The organism is Streptomyces fildesensis (assembly GCF_016107395.1).
Classification (GTDB): Bacteria; Actinomycetota; Actinomycetes; order Streptomycetales; family Streptomycetaceae; genus Actinacidiphila; species Actinacidiphila fildesensis.
In genome coordinates, this window is the sequence record NZ_JAAIKO010000043.1 from 52,737 (window position 1) to 74,174 (window position 21,438).

Here is a 21,438-nt window from a genome sequence, read left to right on the forward strand (position 1 = left end):
GGCAAGCAGAGTGCAGCTGGTAGTCGGCCGGATCGGGCGCGCCCACGGCATCAAGGGTGAGGTCACCGTCGAGGTGCGCACCGACGAGCCGGAGGTACGGCTCGGACCGGGCGCGGTACTGGCCACGGACCCGGCCACCGCCGGCCCGCTGACCATCGAGTCCGGCAAGGTGCACAGCGGCCGTCTGCTGCTGCGCTTCGAGGGCGTACGGGACCGCAACGGCGCCGAGGCGCTGCGTAACGTCCTGCTGATCGCCGAGGTGGACCCGGCGGAGCTGCCCGAGGACCCCGAGGAGTTCTATGACCACCAGCTCGTCGACCTCGACGTGGTGACCGTGGACGGTACGGAGGTCGGCCGCATCCTGGAGATCTCGCACCTGCCGGGACAGGACCTGCTGATCGTCGAGCGCCCGGACGGTACCGAGGTGATGATCCCGTTCGTCAGCGAGATCGTCCCGGAGATCGACCTGGAGAACCAGCGGGCCGTGATCGACCCGCCGCCCGGCCTGCTCAACGAGGCCGAGGCCGAGATCGCCAGCACCCGCGACACCGAGGGCGGCACCCGCGACTCCGACGGTGCTGACGGCACTGCCTGATGCGTATCGACGTCATCACGATCTTCCCTGAGTACCTGGAACCGCTGAACGTGTCGCTGGTCGGCAAGGCGCGGGCCCGCGGGCAGCTCGATGTGCGGATCCACAACCTGCGCGACTGGACCCACGACCGGCACAACACCGTGGACGACAGCCCGTTCGGCGGCGGCCCCGGCATGGTGATGAAGCCGGAACCGTGGGGCGAGGCGCTGGACGCGGTGACCTCGGAAGCGGGGGAGGAGCGGCCGGTGCTGGTCGTCCCGACGCCCAGTGGTCTGCCGTTCACCCAGGAACTCGCGGTCGAACTGTCCGAGCGGCCCTGGCTGGTCTTCACGCCGGCCCGCTACGAGGGCATCGACCGCCGGGTCATCGAGGAGTACGGCGACCGTTTCGACGTGCGCGAGGTCTCCATCGGCGACTACGTCCTGGCCGGTGGCGAGGCCCCGGTCCTGGTGATCGTCGAGGCGGTGGCCCGGTTGCTGCCCGGCGTGCTCGGCAACGCCGAGTCGCACCGCGACGACTCCTTCGCGCCCGGCGCGATGGCCGACCTCCTCGAGGGGCCGGTCTACACGAAGCCGCCCGTCTGGCGGGAGCGCGAGGTGCCGGAGGTGCTGCTGAGCGGCCACCACGGCAAGGTCGCCCGCTTCCGCCGTGACGAGGCGTTCCGCCGCACCACCGCCAACCGGCCGGACCTGATCGAGCGCTGCGACCCGGCCGCGCTCGACAAGCTGGACCGCAGACTCCTGGTGGAGCTGGGCTGGGAAGAGCTGCCGGACGGCCGATTTGGGCGCTCGGCCTCCGCCGTGGAAGAATAGGCGCCTGCTGTACGTCCGGCGGCGCCCCTGCCACAGGGGGACCGACGTTCGCCCGACGGAGCGGCATTCCGAATCATCATCACGACAGTTCCGCCGATGACCTGTGGCATGGGCGAAGGAAGCAGAAGATCTTCATGCATATTCTCGACTCCGTCGACAACGCCTCGAAGCGTGACGACGTCCCGGCGTTCCGCCCCGGTGACACCATCAACGTCCACGTGCGTGTCATCGAAGGCACCCGCTCGCGTGTGCAGCAGTTCAAGGGCGTAGTCGTCCGCCGCCAGGGCGCCGGCGTCCGCGAGACCTTCACGGTCCGCAAGGTCAGCTTCAGCGTCGGCGTCGAGCGTACCTTCCCGGTGCACAGCCCGATCTTCGAGAAGATCGAGATCGTGACCCGCGGTGACGTCCGTCGCGCCAAGCTGTACTACCTCCGTGAGCTGCGCGGCAAGGCCGCGAAGATCAAGGAGAAGCGCGACAACTGAGCCCATCGCGGGGCCGTATAGGCTCTCCGCTCGATGGACACGGACGCAGAACTCCCGGAGCGCGATCGCTCTTCCCCCGCTGAACAGCAGGGGAAGCGGCGGTCGCGCTTCGCTGTGTCCCCGTCGTCCCTGCCTCCGTGGTGGTCCGTGGCCCGCTGGTGGCGTACGGCGCTGCCCGCCGTCGCCTGTGTGGCCGCCCTCTTCCTGGCGAACGCCTTCCTGGTGCAGCCGTTCCTCGTTCCGAGCGGATCGATGGAGGGGACGCTGCAGATCGGGGACCGGGTGCTGGTGAACAAGCTGGCGTACCGTTTCGGCCGGGAGCCGGAGCGGGGCGACATCGTCGTCTTCGACGGTGACGGATCGTTCCTCCGGACCGGCGGGACCGACTATGTGAAGCGGGTGATCGGTATCGGCGGGGACCGGGTCACCTGTTGCGACGCGCTGGGCCGGCTCATGGTGAACGGTCATCCGCTGGACGAGGGCTATCTGTATCCGGGCGATACACCCTCCCAGGTACCGTTCGACATCCAAGTGCCGGCAGGGAGGCTGTGGGTGATGGGTGACCACCGTGGCGACTCCCGGGATTCCCGGGATCATCTCGGCGAGCCCGGCGGCGGCACCGTCCCGCTGGACGAGGTGATCGGGCGGGCCGACTGGATCGGCTGGCCGATCGGGCGTATGCGGTCCCTGGACCGTCCGGCGGTCTTCGCCGCCATACCCGAACCAGGTCGGGGCCGTGGGTAACCGCGGCAGGCCGCGGTACGGGCACCACCGGCCGGGCGCGGTCCGGCCGGTCCGTGCCGGCATGCATGCCGGCACGGACGCCCGGACGGGCCCGGGGCGCGATTCCGGCAACGGATCCGGCACCGGCGATGGCGGCGGCGATGGCGGCGGATCCGGCGACGGCTTCGGCTACGGATCCGTGCCGCGCGGCGGGCCCACCCGGGCGGAACGGCGCAAGCTGGCCCGCAAGGTCAAGCGCAAGCGGCGCCGGTCGGCGGCACGTGAGGTACCGCTGCTGCTCGTCGTGGCGCTGCTGATCGCCCTGGTGCTCAAGACGTTCCTGCTGCAGGCCTTCGTCATCCCGTCCGGTTCGATGGAGCAGACCATCAGGATCAGCGACCGGGTGCTGGTCGACAAGTTGACTCCGTGGTTCGGCAGCACGCCGCAGCGCGGCGATGTCGTGGTCTTCAAGGACCCGGGCGGCTGGTTGGCGAACGAGCCCAAGCCCAAGCCGGATCCGGTGGTGGTCAAGCAGGTGAAGGAGTTCTTCACCTTCATCGGACTGCTGCCGGCCTCGGGCGAACAGGACCTGATCAAGCGGGTGGTCGCGGTCGGCGGTGACACCGTGAAGTGCTGCGACAAGGACGGCCGGATTACCGTCAACGGCACTCCGTTGATCGAGCCGTACATCAATCCGGGTGATATCCCCTCGCAGTCGCAGTTCAGTGTGAAGGTGCCCATGGGGCGGGTGTGGGTGATGGGGGACCACCGCTCCAACTCCGCCGACTCCCGTTTCCACATGGACCAGGCAGGTCAGGGGACGGTGCCACTGGATCTGGTGGTGGGCCGGGCGTTCGTCATCGCGTGGCCGCTGGGTCATTGGCGCAAACTGGAGGAGCCGGGGACGTACGCCTCGGTGCCCGACGCGCGGTCGACCGGCACAAGTGCACTGGAACCGCCGACTAAGGTGGGCACGGCCAACAATGAGCAAGGAACGAACCCCCTCCCGACTCCTGCGGAACTCCCGCTCGTTATGGGAGTGGTGGGCCTGCGTCAGTCATGGCGCAGGCGGCAGCGTGGAATGAGGAGTGAACGTGGGGGACCTGGCGGTCGGCGCACGATCCGGATCCGGCGAGCCCGAAGACGGGGACATCCCGGCGGGCTCTGTCCAGAAGACGGCGGACGGCGGCTCGGCCCCCGATGCGGGGCACGAGAACGAGTCCGGGCACGAACCCGCGCCGGAACCCGGTGCGGCCGGTGGCGAGGACAGCGGCGCGGCGGGCCGGCGCCGTAGGCCGGAGCGCAAGCAGCGGTCGTTCTGGAAGGAACTGCCCCTGCTCATCGGCATCGCGCTGGTACTGGCGCTGCTGATCAAGACGTTCCTGGTGCAGGCGTTCTCCATCCCGTCGGACTCGATGCAGAACACCCTGCAGGAGGGCGACCGGGTTCTGGTGGACAAGCTGACCCCGTGGTTCGGCTCCGAGCCCGACCGCGGCGAGGTCGTCGTCTTCCACGACCCGGGCGGCTGGCTGCCCGAGAACCCGCCGCCCAGCGGCAACGCGGTGTCGCGGGGGCTGCAGTCGGCCCTCAGCTTCATCGGTCTGATGCCCTCCGCGCAGGAGAAGGACCTGATCAAGCGGGTCATCGGCGTGGGCGGCGACACCGTCGAATGCAACGGCACCGGTCCGCTGAAGGTGAACGGCAAGGCGCTCGTCGAGCCGTACGTCTACCCGGACAACACTCCGTGCACGATGGACAAGCCGTTCAAGGTGACGGTGCCCAAGGACCACATCTGGATGATGGGCGACCACCGCCAGAACTCGCTGGACTCCCGGTACCACATGGACCAGCCGGGCAACGGGTACGTCCCGCTCGACGATGTGGTCGGCCGTGCCTTCGTGAAGGCCTGGCCCATCAACCGCTGGGGCATGCTGCCCATCCCCGACACCTTCGAGCAGCCGGGGATCAACGCGGCGGGCGCCGCGCTGCCGGCCACCGCCGGCCTGGTGGGCGCGCTTCCGCTGGTGCTGATGCGCCGGCGCCGGCTGACCCGCAAGGGCGCGGAGGCCGCTGAGGGCTCCGCCGGCTGACCAGCCGGAAATGCCTGCCGGGGACTGCTGACCTCGGCGGGTACCGCCGGGTAGGGTGCGGATCCATGAGCAGCAGTTCCACGAGCAGCAGTGCGATACGTAGGGATGACGGCCGGCTCGGACACATACTGTCCGGGCTGGCCGTAGCCATGGGGTGTGTGCTGTTCCTGGGCGGCTTCGCCTGGGGAGCGGTGACCTACCGGCCCTACACCGTGCCGAGCCAGTCCATGCAGCCGACCGTGGAGCCGGGGGACCGGATCCTTGCGCAGCGTGTCGACGGGTCGGACGTCCGCCGCGGCGACATCGTGGTCTTCCAGGACCAGCTGTGGGGCAGCGCGACGCTGGTCAAGCGCGTCGTCGGCGTGGACGGCGACGTCATCACCTGCTGCGACAAGCAGGGCCGGATGCTCGTCAACGGCAAACCGGTCGAGGAGAGCTATCTGCTGCACGGCGGACCGGCGTCGATCACGCCCTTCAAGACCACGGTTCCCAAGGGGCAGCTCTTCCTCCTCGGCGACAACCGGGCCGAGTCGCTGGACTCCCGTGTGCACATGACCGGCGGCGAGACCGGTACGGTGCCGCGCGGCGCGGTCCGGGCCCGGGTGGACGCCGTGGCGTGGCCGCTGGGGCGGCTCGGCATGGTGGACCGGGCCAAGAACTTCACCGCGCTGCCCGGCGGGGTCTCCCAGCAGGGACCGCTGCGCTGGATCACCGTCGCGGTGTTCGCCGGAGCGGTGCTGATCCTCGGCGGCGCGGCGTACGGTCCGATCGCCCGCAGACTGCGCCGCCGCCGGTGATCAGGCGCCGCGCGGCCCGGGTCGTCCTGCTGGATCCCGCCGACCGCATCCTGCTGCTGCACGGCTGCGAACCGGCCGACCCTTCGACGACCTGGTGGTTCACTCCGGGCGGCGGGGTCGAGGAGGGCGAGAGCCTGGCCGCGGCGGCCCGCCGGGAACTGGCCGAGGAGACCGGGATGACCTCGGTGGAACTGGGGCCCGTGCTGTGGGAGCGGACGTGTTCGTTCGCGTTCGACGGGCGCCAGTGGGAGCAGGACGAGTGGTACTACCTGGCCCGCACCAGCACCACCGAGTTCGACACCGGTGGGCACACCGAACTGGAGCGGCGCAGCGTCACCGGGCTTCGGTGGTGGACCTGCGAGGAACTTCTGTCCTCTCGTGAGACGGTGTACCCGATCAGGCTCGCCGGGCTGCTGCGTACGCTGCTCGACGAAGGACCCCCACAATTCCCGATCCCGCTGGGGACGGAGCGTGACTGACGCACAATGGGGGGACGTACGGCTGAAGGGGAACATGCGATGAGCGCCGAGGACCTCGAGAAGTACGAGACCGAGATGGAGCTGAAGCTCTACCGGGAGTACCGCGATGTCGTCGGGTTGTTCAAATATGTGATCGAGACCGAGCGGCGTTTCTACCTGACCAACGATTACGAGATGCAGGTGCACTCGGTTCAGGGTGAGGTTTTCTTCGAGGTGTCCATGGCTGACGCCTGGGTGTGGGACATGTACCGGCCGGCCCGCTTCGTGAAGCAGGTCAGGGTCCTCACATTCAAGGACGTGAACATTGAAGAGCTGAACAAGGCCGATCTCGATCTGTCGTCCGACGAAGCGGGCTTCAACAGCTGACCCCGGGTGGGGATGACGGCCCGCTGACCGGCCTCTCCGACCGGGTTATCCACAGGTAAGTTCAAGATCATCTGTAGTGCACCACCTCCGTCACAGTGAGTGGCGGAGGTGGTGTGCGTGAACGCACGAGCAGCCCGTGGCAGGTACGGCGAGGAACTGGCGGCCCGCTGGCTGGCCACGGCCGGCCTGAGAGTGCTGGAACGGAACTGGCGGTGCCGCCGCGGCGAGGTGGACATCGTCGCGTCCGAGGGCGACGCGCTGGTGATGTGCGAGGTGAAGACCCGCACCGGCGGTGACTACGAGCACCCCATGGCGGCCGTCACCCCGCGCAAGGCGGAGCGGCTGCGGCTGCTCGCCGAGTACTGGCTCAGCGAGCACGGCGGCCCGCCCTCCGGCGGGGTGCGGATCGACCTGGTCGGGGTGGTCCTGCCCGGCCGCGGCGCGGCCCGGGTCGAGCATGTGCGGGGGGTGGCCTGATGGGCTTCGCCCGCACCTGCTCGGTGGCCCTGGTCGGCGTGGAGGGCGTGGTCGTCGAGGTCCAGGCCGACCTCGAACCGGGGCTGGCCGCGTTCACCCTCGTCGGACTGCCCGACAAGAGCCTGAGCGAGAGCCGCGACCGCGTCCGGGCGGCGATCGTGAACAGCGGAGAGACCTGGCCGCAGAAGAAACTCACCGTGGGCCTCAGCCCCGCCTCGGTCCCCAAGAGCGGCAGCGGCTTCGATCTCGGGGTCGCGTGCGCGGTCCTCGCCGCCAACGAACGGCTCGCGCCCCGGGCCATCGCCGATCTGATGATGATCGGCGAGCTGGGCCTCGACGGCCGGGTGCGGCCGGTCCGCGGAGTGCTGCCCGCCGTCCTCGCCGCGGCCGACGCCGGGTACCGGCACGTCGTGGTTCCGGAACGCACCGCGGCCGAGGCCTCGCTCGTTCCGGGAGTCTCGGTGCTCGGCATCCGTACCCTGCGCCAGCTCGTCGCGATCCTCAACGACGAGACGGTCCCGGAAGAGGAGGAAGACCGGGACGAGGGGCGTCCCGACCCGCTGTTCGCCGGGCTCGCGGTGCCCGGGGCCGGTATGGGCACCGGCGTCTCCGGCCGGGAGGTGGTCCCCGACCTCGCGGACGTCGCGGGCCAGCACACCGCCCGGCGTGCCCTGGAGATCTCCGCGGCCGGCGGCCATCACCTGTACCTGAAGGGCCCGCCGGGCGCCGGAAAGACGATGCTGGCCGAGCGGCTGGCCGGGCTCCTGCCACGGCTCACCGCACAGGAGTCGCTGGAGGTCACCGCGGTGCACTCGGTCGCCGGGATCCTCCCGCCCGGCAAACCGCTGATCGACACCCCGCCGTACTGCGCCCCGCACCACTCGGCGACCATGCCCTCCATCATCGGCGGCGGCAGCGGTCTGCCCAGGCCGGGCGCGGTCTCCCTGGCCCATCGCGGGGTGCTCTTCCTGGACGAGGCGCCGGAGTTCAGCGGCCGGGTGCTCGACGCGATGCGCCAGCCGCTGGAGTCAGGGCACGTCGTGGTGGCCCGCTCCGCGGGAGTGATGCGGCTGCCCGCGCGCTTCCTGCTCGCCCTCGCCGCGAACCCCTGTCCGTGCGGACGGTATTCGCTGCTGGGGCTGGGGTGCGACTGCTCGCCGGCGGCGGTTCGCCGGTACCAGGCGAGACTGTCCGGGCCGCTCCTGGACCGGGTGGACCTCCGCGTCCAGGTCGAGGCGGTGACCCGTACGGAGCTGATCGAGGGCGCCTCGGGCGCCGAGCCGAGCGCGCGGGTCGCGGACCGGGTGCGGCTCGCGAGGGAACGGGCGGCGGTCCGGTACGCGGAGACCCCGTGGCGGACCAACAGCGAGGTGCCCGGCCATGAGCTGCGCACCCGCTGGCAGGTGGGCCCGGCCGGACTGCGGGAGGCCGAAAGGGACATGGAGCGCGGACTGCTCACCGCCCGGGGCCTGGACCGCGTCCTGCGCGTGGCCTGGACGATCGCCGATCTCGCCGGGGTCGAACGGCCCGGTCCGCGGGAGATGGCGGAGGCCCTGCAACTGCGCACCGGTGTCGCCCGCGGGGTGCCGGCCGTCGTGGGCGGTGGCTGATGGCCGTCGGTGAGGAGGAGCGGCTCGCCCGCGCCGCGCTGACCCGGATCGCCGATCCGGGTGACGAGACGGTCGGCGGATGGCTGCGGGAGCGTGATCCACGGGAAGTGGTGCGGGAGATCCTGGCCGGTGTGCCGCTGCCGGGGGCGAGCGAGCGGCGGATGGCCGGGTACCGGATACGCGCCGGAGCGCTGGACCCCGCCGCGGATCTGGCCGCGATGGAAGCGCTCGGCGGGCGCTTCGTCTGCCCGGGCGACACCGACTGGCCGGCGCAGCTGGACGATCTCGGCGCCGCGCGGCCCTACGGCCTGTGGGTGCGGGGGCGGCCGAAGCTGCGGATGTGGGCCCTGCGGTCGGTCGCCGTGGTGGGCGCGCGGGCCTGTACCGACTACGGCGCCCATATGGCGGCCCGGCTGGGCGCGGGGCTGGCCGAAGCCGGCTGGGTGGTGGTCTCGGGCGCGGCGTACGGCGTGGACGGCGCGGCCCACCGGGGCGCGCTGTCGGCGGCCGGGGCGACCATCGCGGTGCTGGCCTGCGGAGCGGATGTGCCCTATCCGCCGGGGCATGCCGACTTGATCTCCCGGATCGCGGAACAGGGCCTGGTCGTCGGGGAGTTGCCACCGGGCTCCCATCCGACCCGCAGCAGATTCGTGCTCCGCAACCGCGTCATCGCCGCCCTCACCCGCGGCACGGTGGTGGTCGAAGCACAGCACCGCAGCGGCTCGCTGATCACCGCGCGGTGCGCCCGGGAGCTGGGGCGGCTGACGATGGGCGTGCCGGGTCCGTGCACCTCGGGCCTCTCGGCCGGTGTGCATGAACTGCTGCGCCATGAGGCGGCGCTGGTCACCGACGCGGCGGAGGTCGTCGAGATGGTCGGCCGGATCGGCGGCGACCTGGCGCCCGAGCGACGTGGTCCAGTGCTGGCCAGGGATCTGCTGGAGGCCGCCGCCACGCGGGTGCTGGAGGCGCTGCCCGCCCAAGGCGGCGCCGGCGTCGAGCAGATCGCCCGCGCCTCGGCCACCGGAAAGGACGACACGCTCGGACGCCTCTACGAATTGCAGGCACTCGGCTTCGTGGAACGGGACGGAGAACGATGGAAGTTGACGCGATTCACCCAGGACCGGACGGTTCCCCGAGCAGAGTGACCCGGTCAACACGGAGCACCTCGGGGGAAGGTGGTTGACCTGGGGCAATCGGGTGAAGAGGTTTGGAGTCGGCGTGGGGAATGCATGATTGCTCAACATTCCCTCGCGGGAGACTCGCGGCGGACTCGCAGCCCCGAACCCCCCAGCGGAACGTATCTGCGCATGCCCCATACGGAAGTCGTAGCAATAAGCGACACTATGGTCACGCTACGCTCCCATTGACCCCATTTTCCGCCCACGTCTCGGCAGAACGGCACAAGACGACGCATGCCCCAGCACACCCCCGGGCCGGACCGGGCCACGGCGGCCACCGCCGCGCGCAGTGCCCCCCGTCCCGCCGCCCCCACCTCGCTCGACGCGCTGTGGCGGACCTACAAGTCCACGGCGGACGCGAAGCTCCGGGAGCAGCTCATCCTGCACTACTCGCCGCTGGTGAAGTACGTCGCGGGACGGGTCAGCGTCGGTCTGCCGGCCAACGTCGAGCAGGCGGACTTCGTGTCCTCGGGGGTCTTCGGGCTCATCGACGCCATCGAGAAGTTCGACCCGGAACGGGCGATCAAGTTCGAGACGTACGCGATCACCCGGATCCGCGGCGCCATGATCGACGAGCTGCGGGCACTGGACTGGATCCCGCGCTCCGTACGGCAGAAGGCGCGTGCAGTGGAGCGCGCCTACGCCACCCTGGAGGCCTCGCTGCGGCGCACCCCCAGCGAGTCCGAGGTCGCTGCCGAGATGGGCCTCGGACTGGAGGAACTGCACGGAGTGTTCAGCGCCCTGTCGCTGGCCAACGTGGTGGCGCTGGAGGAGCTGCTGCACGTCGGCGGTGACAGCGGCGACCGGCTCAGCCTGGTCGACACCCTGGAGGACACCGGTGCCGACAACCCGGTGGAGGTCGCGGAGGACCGCGAGCTGCGCCGGTTGCTGGCCCGCGCGGTGAACACCCTCCCGGAGCGCGAGAAGACCGTTGTGACGCTCTACTACTACGAGGGGCTCACGCTCGCCGAGATCGGCCAGGTGCTCGGTGTCACCGAGAGCCGGGTCAGCCAGATCCACACCAAATCGGTGCTGCAGTTGCGCGCGAAGCTGGCGGACGTCGGCCGCTGACGCCGGTCACCGCCTACAGTGGACGGGTGCCCAGGATTCGAGCGGCCTCGGTGGCCGAGCACCGGACGATGCAGCGCGACGCCCTGCTGGACGCCGCCCGATCCCTCCTGACCGAGGGCGGCACGGAGGCGCTGACCTTCCCCGCCCTGGCCGAACGCACCGGCCTCGCACGGTCGTCCGTCTATGAGTACTTCCGCTCCCGGGCGGCTGTCGTCGAGGAACTGTGCTCCGTCGACTTCCCGGTCTGGGCCGCCGAGGTCGAGGCGGCGATGGAGGCCGCCGACGGCGCCGCGGCCAAGATCGAGGCGTATGTCCGCAGCCAGCTCACCCTGGTCGGCGACCGGCGGCACCGGGCCGTGGTGGCCATCTCGGCGGGCGAGCTGGACGCCGGGGCCCGCGAGAAGATCCGCGCGGCGCACGGCGGTCTGGTCGCCATGGTGGTCGAGGCGCTGGGCGACCTCGGACACGAGGAGCCACGGCTGACGGCGATGCTGCTGCAGGGCGTCGTGGACGCCGCGGTGCGCCGGATCGAGCTGGGCGCCGCCGAGGTCCCTGAGCGGATCGTCGACGCCGCGGTGGCTATGGCCCTGCGCGGAGTGCAGAGCCCGGCCACCACCTCAGCCCCGACCCCGGAACCGGCCCTGACCCCGGAACCGGCCCCGGTATCGGATTCGGTATCGGATTCGGCCACGAGCCCCCTCGTGGAACAGCTGTAGTTCCCGTTCCGGCCGCCGGCTCGGGAACGCCGAACACCGGCAGCAGCCGGGACCGGCCGGCGCGCTTCATCCAGTCGGGCAGCAGGGTCAGCGGGTCGAGGTAGACGTCCCCGCGCAGCAGCCCCCAGTGCAGACAGCCCGCGGGGCAGTGCCACGGCCCGCGCTCCAGCACTCCCACCACCTGGCCCGCGGTCACCTCGTCACCCACCGCGACCTGGGCCCGTACCGGTTCATAGGTGGTGCGCAGACCGCCCGGCAGCAGGACCGAGACCACATCGACGCCGGCCACCCGGCCGGCGAACGACACCCTCCCCGGCGCGGCTGACCGCACCGGAGTGCCCGGTCCCGCCCGGAGATCCACTCCTCGGTGCCCACGGCCCCACGGAGACGCGGGTGGCTCGAAAGCGCGCTCCACCACCGGCCGCCCGCCCGCAGCCCCACCCGCCGTCCCACTCCCCGCCCCACCCGAGCCGCCGTCGACCGGCCAGCTCCGGGCGCTGGGCGAAGGCTCCCCGAGCGCCCCGGGCGAAGGCACCCCGGCCGCCCCGTTCGACGCCACCCCGGCGGGCCCGCCGGGACTCGCGACCGGCAGCGGTACGGCGAAGGCCAGCGAGGCGAGGAGCGAGAGCCACAAGGGCAGAACGAAAGGAAGAACCGGGGAAGCGACCATGCTCCGACGGTCCCGTATTCCGGCCGCGAAAGACGATCATGAATGCGGCCTGTGGATAAACCGGTGGCCGAAGAAGCTGTCGTTCCGCACTCCGCCGGTCACGTACACTTTCTCTGGCGATCCGGGTCACCGGGTCGACTTCGCACGCCCCGCCACCGACTTCCTCGTGAAGGGTGGCCGCGCCCCTCGGTCCCTCGTGGCACGGCGCGTCGGGGCGTCAGGCGCGACGGCCGTCCGGCCGCCGCGATAACCGAGTCCTCAAGGAGCGCGGCCATGGCCGTCGTCACGATGCGGGAGCTGCTGGAAAGCGGCGTCCACTTCGGTCACCAGACCCGTCGTTGGAACCCGAAGATGAAGCGTTTCATCTTCACGGAGCGCAACGGCATCTACATCATCGACCTGCTCCAGTCGCTGTCGTACATCGACCGCGCCTACGAGTTCGTCCGCGAGACCGTCGCCCACGGCGGCTCCATCATGTTCATCGGCACCAAGAAGCAGGCGCAGGAAGCCATCGCCGAGCAGGCCTCGCGCGTCGGCATGCCCTACGTCAACCAGCGGTGGCTGGGCGGCATGCTCACGAACTTCTCGACCGTCTACAAGCGCCTGCAGCGCCTGAAGGAGCTCGAGGAGATCGACTTCACGGATGTGGCCGCCTCCGGCCTCACCAAGAAGGAGCTCCTGGTCCTCTCCCGCGAGAAGGACAAGCTCGAGAAGACCCTCGGTGGTATCCGCGAGATGCAGAAGGTGCCCAGCGCCGTCTGGATCGTGGACACCAAGAAGGAGCACATCGCCGTCGGTGAGGCGCGCAAGCTGCGCATCCCGGTCGTCGCGATCCTCGACACCAACTGCGACCCCGACGAGGTCGACTACAAGATCCCGGGCAACGACGACGCGATCCGCTCCGTCACCCTGCTCACCCGTGTGATCGCCGACGCCGTCGCCGAGGGCCTCATCGCCCGCTCCGGTGCCGCCACCGGTGACAAGAAGGCCGAAGGCGCCGCCGAGCCGCTCGCCGAGTGGGAGCGCGAGCTCCTCGAGGGCGAGAAGGCCAAGGACGAGACCGAGGCTCCGGTCGAGACCGGTGCTGAGACCGAGGCCGTCGCCGACGCCGCGGCCGAGACCGTCGTCGAGGCTGTCGCCGAGGCCGAGGCCCCGGTGGCCGACGCCGCCGAGACCGTCGAGGCCCCGGCCGCCGACGCTGAGGCTGACAAGGCCTGAGGCTCCGCCTTCCAGTACGTGTGACGACGGCGGGGGCTCCGGCCCCCGCCGTTCACCCGTAGATCAACCGACTCTCATCGGGAAGAGACTCAACGACCATGGCGAACTACACCGCCGCTGACGTCAAGAAGCTCCGCGAGCTGACCGCCGCCGGCATGATGGACTGCAAGAACGCTCTCGTAGAGGCCGAAGGCGACCTGGACAAGGCCGTCGAGATCCTCCGTGTCAAGGGCCAGAAGGGCGTCACCAAGCGCGAAGGCCGTTCGGCCTCCAACGGTGCCGTCGTCTCCCTGATCGCCGAGGGTGCTTCCGAGGGCGTGCTCCTCGAGCTCAACTGCGAGACCGACTTCGTCGCGAAGGGTGACAAGTTCGTCACCGTCGCCGACGCGCTGGCCGCGCACGTCGCCGCCACCAAGCCCGCCGACCTCGAGACGCTGCTCGCGTCCGAGATCAAGGACGGCCAGACCGTCCAGGCGTTCGTCGACGAGGCCAACGCCACCCTCGGCGAGAAGATCGTGCTGAGCCGCTTCGCGCAGTTCACCGACGGCTACGTCGCCTCCTACCTGCACCGCACCAGCCCGGACCTGCCCCCGCAGGTCGGCGTGCTGGTCGAGCTGGACAAGGAGAACGCCGAGGTCGCGAAGGACGTCGCGCAGCACATCGCCGCGTTCTCGCCGCTCTTCCTGTCCCGCGAGGACATCCCCGCCGACGTGCTCGAGAACGAGCGCCGCGTGGCCGAGGCCACCGCGCGCGAGGAGGGCAAGCCGGAGGCCGCGCTCGCCCGCATCGTCGAGGGCCGTGTGACGGGCTACGTCAAGGAGAACTCCGTTCTCGAGCAGTCCTTCGCGAAGGACAGCAAGAAGACCGTCCAGAAGGTTCTGGACGAGGCCGGTGTCACGCTGAAGCGTTTCGCGCGCTTCCGCGTCGGTGTCTGAGCCAGCCAGCGAATGACCGACGACCCCGCTAGGGTCGGACGCGGTCGGCCGCCCGCCGGCCGACCGCAGTAGTGACGAGGAGGCCATTGCCGTAGAGGGAACCCATGTGGACCCACGGCAATGGCCTTCTTCGTACGCGCATGAGGAGATCTCCATGGATGAGGGCGCCGACAAGGCCGCCGACAAGGCCAGCGACTCCGGGACCGGCACCGCGTCCGGCACCGGGGTTCCGCGGAGCCGGTACCTGCTGAAGCTGTCCGGCGAGGCCTTCGCCGGAGGCGGCGGACTGGGCGTCGACCCGGACGTCGTCCACGCGATCGCCCGCGAGATCGCGGCCGTCGTCCAAGAGGGCTACGAGATCGCCATCGTCATCGGCGGCGGCAACTTCTTCCGTGGCGCGGAGCTCCAGCAGCGCGGCATGGACCGGGCCCGCTCGGACTACATGGGCATGCTCGGCACCGTCATGAACTGCCTCGCCCTCCAGGACTTCCTGGAGAAGGAAGGCATCGAGACCCGCGTGCAGACCGCCATCACGATGGGCCAGGTCGCCGAGCCGTACATCCCGCTGCGCGCCGTGCGGCACCTGGAGAAGGGCCGCGTCGTCATCTTCGGCGCCGGTATGGGCATGCCGTACTTCTCCACCGACACCACCGCCGCCCAGCGCGCCCTGGAGATCGACGCCCAGGCGCTGCTCATGGGCAAGAACGGGGTCGACGGGGTCTACGACTCCGACCCCAAGCACAACCCGGACGCGGTCAAGTACGACGCCTTGGAGTACAGCGAGGTCATCTCGCGGGACCTCAAGGTCGCCGACGCCACCGCGATCACCCTGTGCCGTGACAACAAGCTGCCGATCCTCGTCTTCGAGCTGCTCGCCGAGGGAAACATCTCGCGAGCCGTAAAGGGTGAGAAGATCGGCACGCTCGTCAACGACCAGGGCACGCGGGGCTAACCGCCCGCACCCGGGGATGGACAACAGGCTGCCGGTCGGACACCGTGCAGGAAAGACGCGCGCAGGGGCCAGGCTCTGCCTTCTGAAAACCAGGAGCACATGGTGATTGAAGAGACCCTCCTCGAGGCCGAGGAGAAGATGGAGAAGGCCGTCATCGTCGCGAAGGACGACTTCGCCGCGATCCGCACCGGCCGTGCGCACCCCGCGATGTTCAACAAGATCGTGGCCGAGTACTACGGCGCCATCACGCCCATCAACCAGCTGGCGTCCTTCTCGGTGCCGGAGCCCCGGATGGCCGTGGTCTCCCCGTTCGACGTCAGCGCGCTGCGCAACATCGAAGAGGCGATCCGCAACTCGGACCTCGGCGTCAACCCGAGCAACGACGGCCGCATCATCCGGGTGGTGTTCCCGCAGCTGACCGAGGAGCGCCGCAGGGACTACATCAAGGTCGCGCGGAGCAAGTCGGAGGACGCGAAGATCTCGATCCGCGCGATCCGCCGCAAGGCCAAGGAGACCCTCGACAAGCTCGTCAAGGACGGCGAGTCCGGTGAGGACGACGTGCGTCGCGCCGAGAAGGAGCTCGACGACACGACGAGCAAGTACACGGCCCAGATCGACGAGCTGCTCAAGCACAAGGAAGCCGAGCTGCTCGAGGTCTGACGGACCGCTGCGACACCGCGGTACGACCGTTCGTTCTCCCGGGGGGTGACCCCCGCACCCCCCGCCAGAACACCAGGCCGGACGCCTGGTCCGGAACAACAACGCGAGGCGAAACTCAGTGAACGACTCCTCCTGGAGTGCCACGCCGCGCTCCGGCCACTGGGAAACGCCGGCGGGGGGACCGGGCGACGGCTCGGCGGGTTTCGCGCAGGATGCGCTCGACGCAGCGCAGACTCGTCGTATGCCGCCTGAGCCGTCACCGGAACCGGAACCCGTCCCGCCCGTGAAGAAGTCCGCAGGTCGCAACCTGCGGGCCGCGATAGGGGTCGGCGTCGGCATGGGCGCGGTCATCGTCGCGTCGCTGTTCATCGTCAAGGCCGCCTTCGTCGGTGTGGTGGCGCTCGCCGTCGTCGTCGGCCTGTGGGAGCTCACCTCCCGGCTCGCGGAGAAGAAGTCCATCCGCATCCCGCTCGTACCGCTCGCGGTCGGCGGGGTCGCCATGGTCGTCGCGGGCTACGCGCGCGGCGCCGAGGGCGCGTGGGTCGCCATGGCGCTCACCTCGCTCGCCATCCTCGTCTGGCGGATGACCGAGCCGCCGGAGAACTACCTGCGGGATGTCACCGCCGGCATCTTCGCCGCCTTCTACGTGCCGTTCCTCGCCACCTTCGTGTCGATGATGCTCGCCGCGGACGACGGCCCCTGGCGGGTCCTCGTCTTCCTGCTGCTCACCGTGATCAGCGACACAGGCGCCTACGCCGTCGGCTGGCGCTTCGGCCGCCGCCTCCTCGCCCCGCGCATCAGCCCCGGCAAGACCCGCGCCGGCCTCTTCGGCGCCATCGCCTTCGCCATGACGGCCGGCGCCCTGTCGATGCAGTACCTGATCGACGACGGCAAATGGTGGCAGGGCCTGATCCTGGGCCTGGTCGCAGCAGTCAGCGCCACCCTCGGCGACCTCGGCGAATCCATGATCAAGCGCGACCTCGGCATCAAGGACATGGGCACCCTCCTCCCCGGCCACGGCGGCATCATGGACCGCCTCGACTCCCTCCTCCCCACGGCCCCGGTGGTCTGGCTGCTCATGGTCGTCTTCGTGGGGACCGGCTGACCTCCGCGCGTCTGCGACACTGGTAGGACCATGCCTGTACCCGGAGAACTTTCTCCTGGAATGGCGAACGTGCGCCCCACCAGCGGTTTCCCGCTGATGGGGCTCTTGTTTATGCCGCCTGGGCCGTCCCTGGGCCGTGATCATGGTCGGCCGACCCCAGATACAGCTTGTCGATGGCCCGCCGGGTCCGCTCCTGGCTGCTCGGCATGAGGTGCGTATAGATCCTGAGCGTGAAGCCGGGATCACTGTGCCCGAGGTACTGGCTCACCGCCTTGATGTTCTCGCCAGCGTCCAGAAGCGCGGACGCGTAGAAGTGCCTCAGCGCGTGCATGCCGTGCTCGCGTGCCGAGACGTACGCCTTGCCCTTCTCAGGCATGGGGATGACCCCTGCTACGGCCAGAGCGGGCTTCCAGACGAACATGTTGAAGTTGCTGCGGTAAGCCACCCCGCTCGTGCCGTTGCTGAACAGCAGGCGGTGCGTCACCTCCGGTCCGTCCGGTGTCAGCCATGGCAGGGTGACCGGCGTCGGCGGGAATCGCTCCATGTGCGCTCGCAGCCGCTGAGCGACAGCCGCCGACAGCGGCACGTCCCGCAGCTTCCCGCCCTTGGGAGGTGCGAACACCGCCTTGCCGGCAATCATCTTGATCTGCCGAACCACATGAACGGTGTCGGTTGCGAAGTCGGCGGCGTCCTCGGCGAAGCCGATGATCTCGCCCTGTCGGAGCCCGCATCCGCCGGCCAAGTCCACCATCGGGCGAAAGCCCTCCGGCAGAGCGGCCCGCACCGCGAACACGCGCTCCGGCTCCCAGGGGGCGACACGCCTCGCCTCGCCCTTGGGCGCTTTGACCGAACGCGAACCGCACGGGTTGCGGCTCAGCAAGTCGTCATCCACAGCGGCGGAAAGCACCGTGCGAACGTTGGCGAAGATGACCCGTGCGTATCCGCCCGTGACCCCGGCCTCCTCCATCGCCCTTACCCACGCTCGGATGTGCGCGGGTTGGAAGGAGCCCATCGGGCGGCCACCGATGTACGGGTAGGCGTGCAGCCGTAGCCGTGTCTCCGCCGCGTACCGGGTCGTCAGATCCGAGGTCTGCGACGCCAACCATTTGTCGGCGTACTGCTGGAAGGTGATGCGGCTTTCGCGCGGGTCGATGTACCGCCCGCGCGACATGTCCGCCTCGATCAGCGACAGCCATTCGTCGGCCTGCCGCTTCTGCTTGTCGGGGAAGGACTGGCTTTTCTCAGTGCCATCCGGCCCGATGTACCGGGCGCGGTAGCGGAGCCCGAGACCGTATCGGTCGCTCTTGACCCGGACGGTCTTTCCATCGGCGGTCTTTTCGGTCTTGTACCAGCGGTCTTGGATGTGGCCAGCCATGGTGAGCTGATCCTTTCGACGTGGCGGTGATCATCAGGGCGTGAGCGCAGATCGGCCGGACAACCTTTGTGGCTGTCCGGCCGATCTGCGGTGTGGGAGGGGCGTTACATGGCGTCCAGCGCCATGCGGCCAGCCACCCACGCTTGGACGGCGGCGGGGTCGTAGCGCAGGTGCCGGCCGACGCGGAATCCGGGCGGACCGACCCGCTTACGGCGCCATCCATAGACGGTCTCGACGCTGGGCAGCCCCAGCAGGGCTACGAGGTTTTCGGGGGTGAGGTAGCGGTCCGGGAGGCCGGAGCGCAGGGCGGTACGCGGGTCACTCGTGGTGGGCGCTGCCATGGTTCGGTGTCTCCTCGGGGTGTGGAGTGGGGCGGAAAGGTCCGGAAAGGTCGGAAAGCCCTGTGGCCTGCGGTTTTGATGGGGCGGAAAGGGGTCCGCCAGGGGGTCCGCTAAGTTCGGCCGCTGGAAGGCGCAGACTTTCCGGACCTCCTAGCGGACCCCTTTCCGGACGGGTGTTTCCGCAGGTCACTGGGCTTTGCGACCTTTCCGGACCTTTCCGGCTAGCCCGTGTAGGCGAGAACGGTGGTGGAGCGTCCTGCGGTGGGCCGCTGGCGCCGGATGTACCCGGGCTGGTCGAGCAGCGCGGCAACGAGTCCATCGCGTTCGTTCTTGCGGTCCTTCTTGAACAGGCGCTGGATATCGGCCCCGGTCAGCCCGTCGGGTCCTGCCTTGCGTACGGCGGTGGCGAGCTTGTCGACCTTGGGATTGGCGGATGTGGTCCCGAGCAGGTGTGCGGCGGAGGCGCGGGCGTATTGGATGAGGCGGTAGGCCGCGTGCATGTGCTGGATGCGGATGGTGTCGCTGTGGTCGCACAGGGCGTAGACCATGGCGACGCGTTGGACGTACGGGGCGGCGCGGGCGGTGAACTCCGCCAGCGCGCCTTCCGTCTCGTCATCGGTCAGCGCGGGATAGATCTCATCCCGGTACAGCGCCCGTGCATCGTCATCGACCTGCACTTCATCAACGTTGGCCGCGTCGTTGAGGACCGCCCGCCAGTCCTGGGCGAGGCTGTCGATAAGCTGCGGCTCCGCTCCCCGGGATTCGGGGAGTACGAGGTTGCGGTGGCAGAAGATCGGAAGGAACCGGTTGTAGGTTCCGCCGGCCATTTCGGAGTCCTGCATCTTGGAGCGGAACTCCAGCGGGGTGATGTGCCCGAGGATCGCGATGTGCGGATTGGTGGCCTTCATCGACTCCCGCACCATCGACCCGAGGTCTTCCCCGTCCCAGGCTTGCCGCAGGACCCCGGGAAGGCTGCTGCCTTCCCTCCGGCCGCGGCTCATGGTCACGGCGTATTCGGATTCCACCACCCACAGCCGCTTGTCCAAACTGGCGGGCGAGGCGTCGTCGCGCGCGTCGTCTTTCACGTACTCGATAAGCCCTTCACCGGAGTTCAGGCCGCGCGGGGTGTGGTCGGGCCCAAAGAACTCCGGGAACGCCACCGACAAAGGGCGCCGCGCGGTGGAGGTAGCGGAGCCTTTGCGGCCTGCGGAGGTGGCACCGATGGTCAGCGCCCACACCAGCGCGGGATGCCGGTCATTGCCCACCCACAGATGCGGGCGGCGCCCGATGATGGCGCCTGCGGCGGAGATCAGGTTGACCAGGATCGCGACAGGGTCAGCCTCCGTGCTGGCGTCCAGCCGCTTGACGGTCTCCCCAAGCCATCCACAGAACACGTCCGGATGCGGGGTGGGTCCGGGGCGTTGCGGCCGGCGGACACCGGGCTGAGCGTCATACAGCGGGTTTGGTACGGCGGTGCTGGCGTCGTCGTCCGGAGTGTCGTCGTGCAGTACCGCGGGGCGGTGGGTGGTGAGTTCGGTGACTTCCGCCAGTGCGGCGGCGCGCAGCGTCTCGGGGTCCGTGTCGGGCGCGGACGCCATCTGCGCGAGCCGGGTCCCGGCTTCGATCAGGCGTCGCCGCTCGGCTTTCTCTCGGACGATTTCCGCGTAGTACTCGGCGTTTGCGGCGGTGGGCACTGCGTTGACGAGGGTGTGCAGGTGGGGCGCCCCGCCCGCACGGTCGATGTCGCCGCACCGCGTGAGGTAGTCGGTCAGCGTGATGGGGTCTGCAGGCTGTCCGTCGTGGTACAGGTCGCAGATCGCGCGGTGAATGATTTCGTGCGCGGGACGGTAGTAGTCGCCTGCGTCCAGCATGCCCACCACATCGGCGATGGCATCGACGGACAGCAGCATCGCCCCCAACACCGACTGTTCGGCTTCAAGGTCCTGAGGAGGCACGCGATGCATCGATGCGTCGTCGACAGCGTGCAGTACCCGGGTGGTGCCCCGGTCGGGGTCCTCCCGGTTGGTACGACGTTGGGTCATGCTGGGAGTGCTCCTGTTCTGTCGAACGGGCAGTGAGCCGGGGCGACCGCGCATCTTTGGCGAGAGCGGGCGGTCGCCCCGGGCGTATTCAGTTGTCGGTGTCGTCGCTGTAGCCGATGGGCGAGAGCGCGTTGTGGGCCCGGTCGAGTGCGTCGGCGAGCATGCCGGCGTAGCGGGAGGCTTCGGCCAGCGCGGCTTCTGCCTCGCCTACGTGATCGGCCACCCGCCCGTAGTCGGCGGTAAGGGAGCCATCGGCGTGCAGGCGGTTCAGGGCGCGGCTGGTCTGATCGAAGGACTGCGGCAGGCGCTGCGCCATGACCTTGAACGCGGCGACGCTGTGATACGCCTGCACGGGGTAGAGCAGGTTCCCCGGGAAGGTGGCGTGGTTGAACGTGCGGACCGCTTCGGCAGCGGTATGCGCGTTGTCCTGCGGCGAGCGGGTTGCGGTCATGTCAGTGCTCCCGGGTGGTGTGGGTGGCGGGCAGTTCCGGCAGGCCCGAGCGGGTGAGGGCGGCCGGGTCGAAGCCGGGCAGAGCTGCGCGGGCGGTGAGGGCTGCGGCCAGGGCGGTGGCGTAGGCGCCCCCGGCTTGTGCGCTTTCGACCTGGGCGCGGGCCCTGATGACTTCTACGGTCTCGATGTGCCGGTGGTCCTCGTGTCGCTCGACGGTGCGCCGGTCGTAGGCGAGGGTTTCGCGGCGGTCGGTGCGCCAGTACCGGGCTGCCAGCGCGTAGGCCAGCACCGTG

The 21,438-nt window shown here is 69.8% G+C and carries 23 protein-coding genes and 2 pseudogenes; 19 read left to right on the forward strand and 6 right to left on the reverse strand.

What is annotated here, in order from left to right; all coding sequences use genetic code 11:
- Window positions 1-10: 10 nt before the first annotated feature.
- From rimM to C6N31_RS44510, 14 genes are all read left to right on the forward strand, one after another.
- On the forward strand, window positions 11-595 hold the full coding sequence (rimM, locus tag C6N31_RS34890) for a ribosome maturation factor RimM (RefSeq protein WP_138356443.1): 585 nt from the start codon (window positions 11-13) through the stop codon (window positions 593-595).
- Window positions 595-1,407, forward strand: a complete 813-nt coding sequence (gene trmD, locus C6N31_RS34895) for a tRNA (guanosine(37)-N1)-methyltransferase TrmD (protein WP_138356442.1) — start codon at window positions 595-597, stop codon at window positions 1,405-1,407. Before rimM ends, trmD begins: the two co-directional genes overlap by 1 nt.
- A 134-nt stretch (window positions 1,408-1,541) precedes the next feature.
- Window positions 1,542-1,889, forward strand: coding sequence for a 50S ribosomal protein L19 (gene rplS, locus C6N31_RS34900; protein WP_138356441.1), 348 nt, complete (start codon window positions 1,542-1,544; stop codon window positions 1,887-1,889).
- Window positions 1,890-1,922: 33 nt separating this feature from the next.
- Window positions 1,923-2,633 carry a signal peptidase I gene (gene lepB / locus C6N31_RS34905; protein ID WP_138356440.1) on the forward strand — a complete coding sequence of 237 codons (711 nt, stop codon included), beginning with the start codon at window positions 1,923-1,925 and terminating at the stop codon, window positions 2,631-2,633.
- Window positions 2,626-3,906: a signal peptidase I gene (gene lepB / locus C6N31_RS34910; protein ID WP_244809453.1), complete on the forward strand. Its 1,281-nt coding sequence runs from the start codon at window positions 2,626-2,628 to the stop codon at window positions 3,904-3,906. Before lepB (C6N31_RS34905) ends, lepB (C6N31_RS34910) begins: the two co-directional genes overlap by 8 nt.
- An 88-nt stretch (window positions 3,907-3,994) precedes the next feature.
- The gene (lepB, locus tag C6N31_RS34915; protein ID WP_232486039.1) at window positions 3,995-4,702 is read left to right on the forward strand and encodes a signal peptidase I; all 708 of its coding nucleotides are present in this window, start codon (window positions 3,995-3,997) and stop codon (window positions 4,700-4,702) included.
- Between the two features lie 65 nt (window positions 4,703-4,767).
- The gene (gene lepB, locus C6N31_RS34920; protein ID WP_138356438.1) at window positions 4,768-5,499 is read left to right on the forward strand and encodes a signal peptidase I; all 732 of its coding nucleotides are present in this window, start codon (window positions 4,768-4,770) and stop codon (window positions 5,497-5,499) included.
- The gene (locus C6N31_RS34925; RefSeq protein ID WP_138356497.1) at window positions 5,499-5,978 is read left to right on the forward strand and encodes an NUDIX hydrolase; all 480 of its coding nucleotides are present in this window, start codon (window positions 5,499-5,501) and stop codon (window positions 5,976-5,978) included. The genes lepB (C6N31_RS34920) and C6N31_RS34925 overlap by 1 nt, the downstream gene beginning before the upstream one ends.
- 39 nt (window positions 5,979-6,017) lie before the next feature.
- Entirely contained in the window at window positions 6,018-6,344 is a 327-nt protein-coding gene (locus C6N31_RS34930; RefSeq protein ID WP_138356437.1) for a DUF2469 domain-containing protein, read from the forward strand.
- A gap of 117 nt (window positions 6,345-6,461) precedes the next feature.
- A complete protein-coding gene (locus tag C6N31_RS34935) occupies window positions 6,462-6,821 on the forward strand; it encodes a YraN family protein (RefSeq protein WP_138356436.1) in 360 nt (119 codons plus the stop codon).
- On the forward strand, window positions 6,821-8,431 hold the full coding sequence (locus tag C6N31_RS34940; protein ID WP_138356435.1) for a YifB family Mg chelatase-like AAA ATPase: 1,611 nt from the start codon (window positions 6,821-6,823) through the stop codon (window positions 8,429-8,431). Before C6N31_RS34935 ends, C6N31_RS34940 begins: the two co-directional genes overlap by 1 nt.
- Window positions 8,431-9,576, forward strand: a complete 1,146-nt coding sequence (gene dprA, locus C6N31_RS34945) for a DNA-processing protein DprA (RefSeq protein WP_198359010.1) — start codon at window positions 8,431-8,433, stop codon at window positions 9,574-9,576. Before C6N31_RS34940 ends, dprA begins: the two co-directional genes overlap by 1 nt.
- A 267-nt stretch (window positions 9,577-9,843) precedes the next feature.
- Window positions 9,844-10,680 (forward strand): RNA polymerase sigma factor WhiG, encoded by an 837-nt coding sequence (gene whiG / locus C6N31_RS34950; protein WP_138356433.1) that lies wholly within the window; start codon window positions 9,844-9,846, stop codon window positions 10,678-10,680.
- A 50-nt stretch (window positions 10,681-10,730) separates the two neighbouring features.
- A complete protein-coding gene (locus tag C6N31_RS44510; RefSeq protein WP_307811580.1) occupies window positions 10,731-11,396 on the forward strand; it encodes a TetR/AcrR family transcriptional regulator in 666 nt (221 codons plus the stop codon).
- A 103-nt stretch (window positions 11,397-11,499) separates the two neighbouring features.
- On the opposite strand, the pseudogene C6N31_RS34955 reads toward C6N31_RS44510, so the two are convergent.
- Window positions 11,500-12,066 (reverse strand): annotated as a pseudogene (locus tag C6N31_RS34955) (M23 family metallopeptidase); the annotation flags it as partial.
- 273 nt (window positions 12,067-12,339) lie between these two features.
- Between C6N31_RS34955 and rpsB the strand changes: the two are divergent.
- The 5 genes from rpsB (at window position 12,340) to C6N31_RS34980 (ending at window position 16,936) form a co-directional block, all read left to right on the forward strand.
- Complete coding sequence (gene rpsB / locus C6N31_RS34960) at window positions 12,340-13,284, forward strand: 30S ribosomal protein S2 (protein ID WP_138356738.1); 945 nt, start codon at window positions 12,340-12,342, stop codon at window positions 13,282-13,284.
- 98 nt (window positions 13,285-13,382) lie between these two features.
- Window positions 13,383-14,219, forward strand: coding sequence for a translation elongation factor Ts (gene tsf, locus C6N31_RS34965; protein WP_138356737.1), 837 nt, complete (start codon window positions 13,383-13,385; stop codon window positions 14,217-14,219).
- Window positions 14,220-14,373: 154 nt separating this feature from the next.
- Window positions 14,374-15,171, forward strand: coding sequence for a UMP kinase (pyrH, locus tag C6N31_RS34970; RefSeq protein WP_138356736.1), 798 nt, complete (start codon window positions 14,374-14,376; stop codon window positions 15,169-15,171).
- A 102-nt stretch (window positions 15,172-15,273) separates the two neighbouring features.
- Window positions 15,274-15,831 carry a ribosome recycling factor gene (frr, locus tag C6N31_RS34975; protein ID WP_138356740.1) on the forward strand — a complete coding sequence of 186 codons (558 nt, stop codon included), beginning with the start codon at window positions 15,274-15,276 and terminating at the stop codon, window positions 15,829-15,831.
- Window positions 15,832-15,949: 118 nt separating this feature from the next.
- The gene (locus C6N31_RS34980; RefSeq protein ID WP_138356735.1) at window positions 15,950-16,936 is read left to right on the forward strand and encodes a phosphatidate cytidylyltransferase; all 987 of its coding nucleotides are present in this window, start codon (window positions 15,950-15,952) and stop codon (window positions 16,934-16,936) included.
- Between the two features lie 109 nt (window positions 16,937-17,045).
- Here the strand turns inward: C6N31_RS34980 and C6N31_RS34985 are convergent, their stop codons facing one another.
- From C6N31_RS34985 to C6N31_RS35005, 5 genes and pseudogenes are all read right to left on the reverse strand, one after another.
- Window positions 17,046-18,311 carry a tyrosine-type recombinase/integrase gene (locus C6N31_RS34985; protein WP_198359012.1) on the reverse strand — a complete coding sequence of 422 codons (1,266 nt, stop codon included), beginning with the start codon at window positions 18,309-18,311 and terminating at the stop codon, window positions 17,046-17,048.
- Window positions 18,312-18,415: 104 nt separating this feature from the next.
- The gene (locus C6N31_RS34990) at window positions 18,416-18,652 is read right to left on the reverse strand and encodes a helix-turn-helix transcriptional regulator (RefSeq protein WP_198359013.1); all 237 of its coding nucleotides are present in this window, start codon (window positions 18,650-18,652) and stop codon (window positions 18,416-18,418) included.
- A 221-nt stretch (window positions 18,653-18,873) separates the two neighbouring features.
- Complete coding sequence (locus C6N31_RS34995) at window positions 18,874-20,694, reverse strand: DnaB-like helicase N-terminal domain-containing protein (RefSeq protein WP_381586305.1); 1,821 nt, start codon at window positions 20,692-20,694, stop codon at window positions 18,874-18,876.
- Window positions 20,695-20,782: 88 nt separating this feature from the next.
- The gene (locus C6N31_RS35000) at window positions 20,783-21,145 is read right to left on the reverse strand and encodes a hypothetical protein (protein WP_198359015.1); all 363 of its coding nucleotides are present in this window, start codon (window positions 21,143-21,145) and stop codon (window positions 20,783-20,785) included.
- Window position 21,146: 1 nt separating this feature from the next.
- Window positions 21,147-21,438: pseudogene (locus C6N31_RS35005) on the reverse strand (hypothetical protein); the annotation flags it as partial.